A 7,188-nucleotide genomic window follows, 5' to 3' on the forward strand; every position below is an offset into this window, starting at 1 on the left:
ATATGTGTGGCTTTGCGGAAAGCTTGATTCACAGCGGAAGACGTCGCGGCCTGGCGATGTCTTTCAATGGCTTTCGTCGGAGTTTTCGACGTCGCGGCCATCCATCGCGGCATGGCTGTCATCGGCACAGCCCGCGAATGCGCAGCGCTCCTCGCCCGAGGAGCCTTCGGGGATGAGTTCCACGTTCAGCACCGTCTGCTTGCCCTCGTCCACGCAGTCCTGGACGGACGTGGAGGCGAAGCCGGGCGCGGAGGCGCTCACGCCGTAACAACCTTCTGGCAGCGGCCCCAGACGGTGGGGTGCCTTGTCGTCGAGCCCGGAGGCTTCGATGGGCGTGCCGTCCACGATGGCCTTCGCGTCCGTCAGCTTCCGGTTGCCCCGGACATGGAACTTCACGAAGAAGGTGCCGGCGGTGCGCGGCGAGACGTCCGCAATGTCCACGGACTGGCCTCCCTGCACGGTGAGCGGCACTCGCGCGGCCAGTTCCTCGGTGGCCACGACGAAGAGCTCCGCCGGGCCCGCGGGCACGTCCTCCAGCGTGAAGCGGCCTTGCGTGTCCACTCCGCTGCGCACGCCGGGTGCGCCCACCACGGACACCAGCGCGACGGCGGGGTCGAACTCCGTGAGCCGGCCTCGCACGGTGCCCGCGCGGAAGGGCTCGTTGTCCAGGCTTCCGCACGCGCCCAGGAGGCCGAGCGACGACAGCGTCAGGAACAGGGATTGGCGGCGCATCAGAAGCGGTACCCCACGCCGGCGTTTCCGCCGATGAAGCCCACGGCCTGTCCCTGTCCGTCCACCACCACGTACGTCACCATCCCGTGGCCCTGGGCGGTGAGCTCCAATCGCTCCCCCAGGCGCCACGCCAGTCCGCCCACCACACCGGGGCTGACGGTGAAGTAGCGCTGGCCTCCCGAATAGGCCTCCACGTCGAAAGACCTGCCCAGGTACAGCGCGGCCACACGTGGACCCGCGAACAGCGTCAATCGCTCCCAGCGCCACAGGTACGGCACCGCCGCGCCCAGTGTGAGCGTGGTGTAGCCGAAGGGCACCTCGCTGCCGGGCGCCACCTGGAGCTTCTCGCGCCCGCGCCCGAGTCCCATGTCCACCATCAGGCCCAGATTCTGGAGCGGCAGATCCTCCAGTCGCAGCACCACGCCCACCTGGGGCGCGGCGGGCAACAGCTCGCGCCGGCTCCTGCCGTCCGCGAAGGACATCATCCCGCCCACGAGCGACAAAGCGCGGCGCGGGATGGCATCCGACAGCAGGCGCTCCAGCGGCAGGCGCTCGCCCCGGGCCACGTCGACTTCGCGCCGCACGAGCACGGCGTCTCCCTTGGTGAGCTCCACCGTGCGCCGGCCCGGGCCCACCGCGGCGCCTCCTGGCAGTTCCAGGCGCGGCTCGCCATCCACCTTGAGCAGGAAGCCGTCCAGGCGTGGGTTGTAGGAGAAGAGCTCCGGCTGGCCCGTGCGGTCGATGCGGCCGGCGAGGATGACCGGATCCGCGCCCACCTCCATGATTTCAGCGGACGGTCGCTGGCGGCCCTCCGTGAAGGCGAAGGTGCGGCGGCGCGAATAGTCGTGCGCTTCCGTGGCGGTGACGGCGCCGTCCGCGTTGCGGTCCGCTGCTCCGCCCAGGCCTTCGATGAGGAAGTACGTGTAGATGTCGTTGCGCAGGCCCTCGTCCTCGCGCGCCGTCTCGCCCCAGTCGCTGGCGGCGAACACCATGGAGGCCCGGGATGACTCTTCCAGGGGGCGCGCGTAGAAGCCGGACTTGATGCCCGCGAGCTCCACCTCCAGCTCGTGGGGCAGCAGCGACTTGCCGCTGCCGCTGTGGCAGGTGGCCAGCACCAACAGCCGCCGCCGGCTGGGCAGTTGTTCGAACTCCGCCTTCAGCGCGTCCATGGAGAGCGCCGTCTGCGGGATGGCTCTGTAGGACGCGTCTCGTGTGACGAGGTAGCGCGTCAGCTCTCCACGACCGTCGCGCGCGAGCGTGCCGTGCGCGGACAGATACACCATCACCACGTCGTCGGGCCGGGTGGCTTCACGCCGTAGCTGGCGCAGCGCCGCGAGGATGGCGTCGCGGGTCGTCTCCTCCGGGCGCGTGAGGACGCGCACCTGGTCGAAGTGGCCTCGCGCGGGATCCTTCAGTGCGGCCGCCAGGTCGCTGGCGTCCTTGGAAGAGAAGCGCAGGGCGCGCCACTGCGGATCATCGAAGGACGACACGCCCACGAGCAGCGCGAGCCGCCGGGGTGTGTACGCGCGCGACAGGTCCGCGGCGTCGAGCCGCAGCGGCACGAGCCCGCCCTTGTCTCCGGCCGTGGCGGATGGGCCCGCGCAGGCGCAGAGGAGGACGAGCAGCAGGGGGAACAGGCGCCTCACGGGGCCTGAGTCTGACCGGATTGGACCCGCACGTCGAACCTCACCACGGTCCCCGGGCGTGCATCCGGGCTTCCGTCCGCGGCGAGCGCGGCGAGTGCGTCCTGCTCCGTTGCGGGCTCACCGGGAGCGAAGGCCACCAGCGCCAGCGACAGCCGGCCCTCATCCGAGTCGAGGCTCACGCCCGCGAGGCCGTCAGGCCCCTCCAGGTCGTGCGTTCCCGCCGCCAGGGGGAAGCGGCCAAGCAGCTCTGGCGCCTGCTGCTCCCGCTGCTGGTAGAGCAGCGCGGTGCCGGACTCCGTGGCGTGGTAGCGCAGGAGCAGCACCTCGTCGCTGGTGACGTCCGCGCCGGAGTCCAGCCGGCGCAGGGCTCCGTCGGTGCTCCGCGCGACCACGGCCAGCTCCAGGGAGATGCGGCCCGGGCCCTTCACACCGGTCCACTCGGTGGCCTCTTTCGTGGGCCCCTTCACCAGCGGCACCAGCACCACCATCAGCACGGAGGCCGCGATCGCGCCGGCCATCCATCCCAGGTACCGGCGTGGCGGCGGGGCAAAGCGGCGGGCGCGGGCCGGCGACCGCAGTGGGACGACTTCCGCTTCGGTCTTCCTCTCGGGCGCGAGCGCGAGGAGCAGCGCGTCCGTTTGCCCGTCGAGCGGATCCGCGTGTGTGGCGAGGAACGTCTCACAGACCTCGCAGGGCGAGGCCAGGTGCTCGCGGAACCAGGCGACGGCGGCGGGGTCGCGCCCGGCGAGCTCGGCCATCGCGGTGGCATCCAGGTGTCTCATGGCTTCATTCCCACCGTCCGGCGAGCACCCGCTGGAGGAGCTCGCGCTTGATGCGCCCGCGAAATCGCTCCAGCCGCATGGTGACCGTGCTCTTGCCCACGCCGAGCTGTTCGGCGATCTCCCGCGCGGAGAGCTGACCCTCGATGTAGAAGAGCTGCACGGTCTTCTTCTCCTCGCCTTCGGGCAGCTCCGCGATGAGCCGCCGCACCACCTCGATGTCCCTCTCCACCTGGAGCGTGGGTGGCAGGGCCGGCACCGTCTCCGGTGTCGGGTCCGCCAGTTCGTCCTCCATCCGCTGGAGCAGGTTGCGGCGCTCCAGCCGCGTGCGCGCCCGGTTGCGCGCGATGGTCAACAACCAGGGTGTGAAGGCCCCCGCTGACTTCAGCTGGGGCAACCCCCGGAACGCCCGTACGTAGGACTCCTGTAGGACGTCCTCCGCCTCGTCGGGATCCAATGTGCCGAAACCCGCGACCAGCCGGGCCACCAAGGGGCGGGTGCGGCGGTATAGCTCGCTGAAGGCGGACGACTCCCCCCTCGTCGCGCGCCGAACCGCGTCCGTGACATCGTCCGTCTCACCCACCTGCTCAGAAGACCTCCTGGAGGACGAATCGGCCACGGGCCCGGATTCTTCCACCTGCTTTCGCGGCTAGAATAGGGCCTTCACCTTCCCGCGGATGGGGTGGCGCATGCGACGAAAATGGGTGATGGCGCTGGCCGCGGTGGGAGGGCTCCTGGCGGCCTGTGGCCCCGCGGATGCCCCTCCGGCGGAGGACCCTCCGTTCGAGGCGCAGGACCCGGTCGGAGAGGAGCCCGGCGCGGCGGAGCATGGGCTCACGCCGTGCCTGAGCCAGTGCTACGCGACCTGCGTCGGCAACACGCCCGAGGTCGTCGCGTGCCGGCAGGACTGCCGCGACGCGTGCGCCGGCGGCTGAAGGCCGGCCAGGGTCCGTCAGGTCGCGAGCTTCGCCTTCAGCGTGATGTTCACGCCCCCGAGCGCCTTGGAGACAGGGCAGCCCTTCTTGGTCTCCTCGGCGATCTTCTGGAACTGGGCATCGTTGGCGCCCGGGATGGTGGCCTCGGTGACGAGGTCGATGGTGGTGATGGCGAAGCCGTCACCCTGCTTGTCCAGGTGCACGTCCGCGTTCGTCTGGATGCGCGTGGGCTTCAGGCCCGCCTTCTCCAACCCCACCGACAAGGCCATGGAGAAGCACCCGGAGAGCGCCGCGCCGATGAGCTCCTCCGGGTTGCTGCCCTGCTGACCCTCGAAGCGGGTGCCGACCGAGAAGAGGACCTCCGCGGCGTGACCGGGCTTCATCGAGCCCTTGCCGTCCTTGAACCCGCCGTTCCACTGCGCACTGCCCTTGCTGATACCCATGGCGTTCTGTCTCCCCATGCGCGGCGCGGCACCGTGCCGCGTCCGTTGCGTTCGCGCGGCGGAAGGGTAGGGCGCTCACCGGAGCGTGGCGGTCCTGTCGGCGGACAGGGGCCGGGTTCTGCCGGGGAGTGGACGCTCGCGAGCGCGAAGGCCTGGGTTCTGGACGGTTGAGGCCGCCGTCAGGGGCTCAGGGCGGGCCGCAGGAAGAGCAGGTAGTGGGCCGGCAGGTCGTCGTACTCGGAGACGATGACGTAGCCCGCGGCCTGCGCGGCGGCGACGAGCGGAGGGCGCATGGCCCTCAGGTGCGTCACCGCGATGCGGCCCTGGGGGGTGAGCGCGGGACGCAGCCGGGTGAGGTAGTCCACCCTGTCCCCGAAGAAGTGATCCACCTCCGAGAGGAGGATCAGGTCGTACGCGCCCGCTTCGAGCCCCGGCGCCTCCGGGGCCACCTTCCGCACCTCGATGTTCTTGCGTCCGAGGACCCGCGCGCGGAGCTGATGGATGGCTTCGTCGTTGATGTCGGTGGCCACGACCTGGCCCGTGGGGCCCACCGCCTCCGCGAGCCGCTGCGTGAAGTACCCCAACCCCGCCCCTACGTCCGCGACCCGCTGCCCCGGCGAAAGCTCCAGCGCGGAGACGAACCGGGCGGGCTGACGGGAGCGGTCATACGCGGCATCCACGCCTTCGACGCCGCCGACACCATGCAGCTCGATAGGTGGCTGGGGTGCGGCGGCCTCCACGGGCGCGGGCGGCACTTCCGCCTTGGTCTCGGAGCGGCAGGCACCGGCCGTCGCGGCCATGGCGAGACACAGACTCCACCGCTTCAGGAAAGGGAACACCGTCAGCGGACGGAAGAGATTCATTGCGAGCACCGGAGCAGGAAAGGAACAGCGGAGTCAAAGTCAAACGTCCCCGGTTGCGCAGGATATCGCTTTCTGCCGGACTGCGGGGACGCGAGGCATATCTGCTTCCGTCACCTGGAGTCTCCTGCATGCGAAACATGATCCGTGATTTGGTTTTGGCGACCTTCTCCGTGGGTCTCCTCTCCGCCTGTGGCCCGGCAGCGGAGCAGGATGCGTCGCCGGCCGCCGGTGATGCGGCGCAGGTGGAGCAGGGCATCGGTAAGACGCCCAGCTGTGCCATCGGCGAATACGTGGCGGATCAGGTCATCTGGTCTTCGACCTGCGCCGCGTGTCGCGAGGTGGGCGGCGACGGCTCCTGGCCGCAGGGCTCCTACGGCCGGAGCGGTACGCTCTACCAGACGTGCTGCGGTGACAACGGCTGCGGCAACTGGCAGAACATCCGGCCGGTCTGCATGGGCTGCTAAACGACGGGTCGTAATTCCCGATCGGCTCGGAGGGTAGGCAGGCGCTGGCGGAGGAAGGAAGGGGTAGGAGCTCGCTTCGTTCGGCCTTGTGTGCGCAAGAACCGGATGAAGAAGCGAGCCCTGCCTCAGGGGAGGCAACAGCTGCGCCTGCGATGTCCTGACCGCAGGCAGCTGATTCGCTGGGGAGAGAGGACTGGCTGCCCGCTCACCCTGCGGCGGTGCCTGGCGGTAGCGAAGGTGGCCAGTGGACAGTCACGGGCGCAAGCCGCGCGGCAGTTGCTGTGCGCCACGTCCACGGTGGTGTCCGCGGTTCAGCGCTTCCAGAAATCAGGCCGAGAAGGCCTCTCGGACGGACGCGCTCAGAACGGGCGGCGCAAAGTGGACGAGAGATTCCGGCGGACGTTGTGCCGGGTGCTGGAAGGCACGCCGCAGCAGTCCGGTTGGCGGCGCACGACGTGGACGCGCGAGTTGCTGGCCCGTGAGGTGGAGAGGCGAGGCCGGGTGCGCGTCTCGCCCGCGACGATGGGACGCGCCTTGGCCTCGGTGGGCGCACGCAGACGGCGCCCTCGTCCCGTGGTGCGCTGCCCCTGGCCTGCGCGCCGACGCCAACGGCGCCTCTGGCAGCTGAAATGCCATGCGGCCTTGGCCCGGCCCGACGAGCCTGTGCTTTTCGAGGATGAGATGGACGTGCACCTCAACCCAAAAATCGGCCCCGACTGGACGTTGCCTGGACAGCGCAGAGAGGTCGTCACTCCCGGCAACAACCAGAAGCGTTTCGTGGCGGGGGCGCTGGATGCGCGCACCGCCCGGGTGACTTGGGTGCAGGGGGAGAAGAAGACGAGTGCGCTCTTCATCGACCTGGTACGCGCCGTGGACGCCGCCTATCCCAGAGCGAAGCGTCTGCATTTCATCCTCGACAATGCCGCCACCCATTCCAGCAAGAAGGCGCTGGAGGCACTGGGCGAGCGGCTGGTGCTGCACTTCCTGCCGCCGTACTGCCCGGAGGGCAACCGCATCGAATGTCTGTGGTGGGACGTGCACGCCAACGTCACCCGCAACCATCGCTGCAAGAGGATAGAGGCGCTCATGGCCGAGGTGGACGCCTACCTCGATGCGCGCAACACGCGGAAGACGGCCAGCCCCCTGCTGCGCACCGCACCTGCTCGGCACGCAGCATGAGACCGTTCGAGAATTACGATCGGTCGTTTACAACGGTGCTCACGAACGTGGATCGAGGCAGACGCAGGGCGTAGCCCTCGGTGGGCCCAGCCCATGCGTGACGAGCAAGGGCGCGCGCTCCGGAGCCCATAGATTGAGGCCATGGGC

At 69.7% G+C, this 7,188-nt stretch carries 9 protein-coding genes; 3 read left to right on the forward strand and 6 right to left on the reverse strand.

Annotated elements, in window-relative coordinates; all coding sequences use genetic code 11:
* Nucleotides 1-63: 63 nt before the first annotated feature.
* Genes D7Y04_RS31715 through D7Y04_RS31730 form a run of 4 tightly spaced genes read right to left on the reverse strand, consistent with a single transcriptional unit; the run spans nucleotide 64 to nucleotide 3,740 of the window.
* Nucleotides 64-732, reverse strand: coding sequence for a hypothetical protein (locus D7Y04_RS31715; protein ID WP_121761673.1), 669 nt, complete (start codon nucleotides 730-732; stop codon nucleotides 64-66).
* The gene (locus D7Y04_RS31720) at nucleotides 732-2,378 is read right to left on the reverse strand and encodes a caspase family protein (protein WP_121761674.1); all 1,647 of its coding nucleotides are present in this window, start codon (nucleotides 2,376-2,378) and stop codon (nucleotides 732-734) included. Before D7Y04_RS31720 ends, D7Y04_RS31715 begins: the two co-directional genes overlap by 1 nt.
* Nucleotides 2,375-3,160 (reverse strand): hypothetical protein, encoded by a 786-nt coding sequence (locus D7Y04_RS31725; RefSeq protein WP_121761675.1) that lies wholly within the window; start codon nucleotides 3,158-3,160, stop codon nucleotides 2,375-2,377. Before D7Y04_RS31725 ends, D7Y04_RS31720 begins: the two co-directional genes overlap by 4 nt.
* Nucleotides 3,161-3,164: 4 nt before the next feature.
* Nucleotides 3,165-3,740, reverse strand: coding sequence for an RNA polymerase sigma factor (locus D7Y04_RS31730; protein ID WP_120577089.1), 576 nt, complete (start codon nucleotides 3,738-3,740; stop codon nucleotides 3,165-3,167).
* 106 nt (nucleotides 3,741-3,846) lie between these two features.
* On the opposite strand from D7Y04_RS31730, the gene D7Y04_RS31735 reads away from it, so the two are divergent.
* Nucleotides 3,847-4,092, forward strand: coding sequence for a hypothetical protein (locus tag D7Y04_RS31735; protein WP_120594595.1), 246 nt, complete (start codon nucleotides 3,847-3,849; stop codon nucleotides 4,090-4,092).
* A 17-nt stretch (nucleotides 4,093-4,109) separates the two neighbouring features.
* Here the strand turns inward: D7Y04_RS31735 and D7Y04_RS31740 are convergent, their stop codons facing one another.
* Nucleotides 4,110-4,535, reverse strand: coding sequence for an OsmC family peroxiredoxin (locus D7Y04_RS31740; RefSeq protein ID WP_014397999.1), 426 nt, complete (start codon nucleotides 4,533-4,535; stop codon nucleotides 4,110-4,112).
* Between the two features lie 179 nt (nucleotides 4,536-4,714).
* Complete coding sequence (locus tag D7Y04_RS31745) at nucleotides 4,715-5,335, reverse strand: class I SAM-dependent methyltransferase (protein WP_233601655.1); 621 nt, start codon at nucleotides 5,333-5,335, stop codon at nucleotides 4,715-4,717.
* Between the two features lie 191 nt (nucleotides 5,336-5,526).
* On the opposite strand from D7Y04_RS31745, the gene D7Y04_RS31750 reads away from it, so the two are divergent.
* On the forward strand, nucleotides 5,527-5,862 hold the full coding sequence (locus D7Y04_RS31750; RefSeq protein WP_147477227.1) for a hypothetical protein: 336 nt from the start codon (nucleotides 5,527-5,529) through the stop codon (nucleotides 5,860-5,862).
* 105 nt (nucleotides 5,863-5,967) lie between these two features.
* A complete protein-coding gene (locus D7Y04_RS31755) occupies nucleotides 5,968-7,041 on the forward strand; it encodes an IS630 family transposase (protein WP_233601656.1) in 1,074 nt (357 codons plus the stop codon).
* The last annotated feature ends 147 nt before the right edge of the window (nucleotides 7,042-7,188 follow it).

Origin of the sequence: Corallococcus sp. AB038B, assembly GCF_003668955.1 — a bacterium.
GTDB classification, from domain to species: domain Bacteria; phylum Myxococcota; class Myxococcia; order Myxococcales; family Myxococcaceae; genus Corallococcus; species Corallococcus exiguus.

Excerpts from the sequence above, each read along its gene's own strand:
- D7Y04_RS31715 (WP_121761673.1), bottom strand. The coding sequence starts at position 732 with ATGCGCCGCCAATCCCTGTTCCTGACGCTGTCGTCGCTCGGCCTCCTG.
- D7Y04_RS31725 (WP_121761675.1), bottom strand. The coding sequence starts at position 3,160 with ATGAGACACCTGGATGCCACCGCGATGGCCGAGCTCGCCGGGCGCGAC.
- D7Y04_RS31735 (WP_120594595.1), top strand. The coding sequence starts at position 3,847 with ATGCGACGAAAATGGGTGATGGCGCTGGCCGCGGTGGGAGGGCTCCTG.
- D7Y04_RS31740 (WP_014397999.1), bottom strand. The coding sequence starts at position 4,535 with ATGGGTATCAGCAAGGGCAGTGCGCAGTGGAACGGCGGGTTCAAGGAC.
- D7Y04_RS31745 (WP_233601655.1), bottom strand. The coding sequence starts at position 5,335 with ATGGCCGCGACGGCCGGTGCCTGCCGCTCCGAGACCAAGGCGGAAGTG.
- D7Y04_RS31750 (WP_147477227.1), top strand. The coding sequence starts at position 5,527 with ATGCGAAACATGATCCGTGATTTGGTTTTGGCGACCTTCTCCGTGGGT.
- D7Y04_RS31755 (WP_233601656.1), top strand. The coding sequence starts at position 5,968 with ATGAAGAAGCGAGCCCTGCCTCAGGGGAGGCAACAGCTGCGCCTGCGA.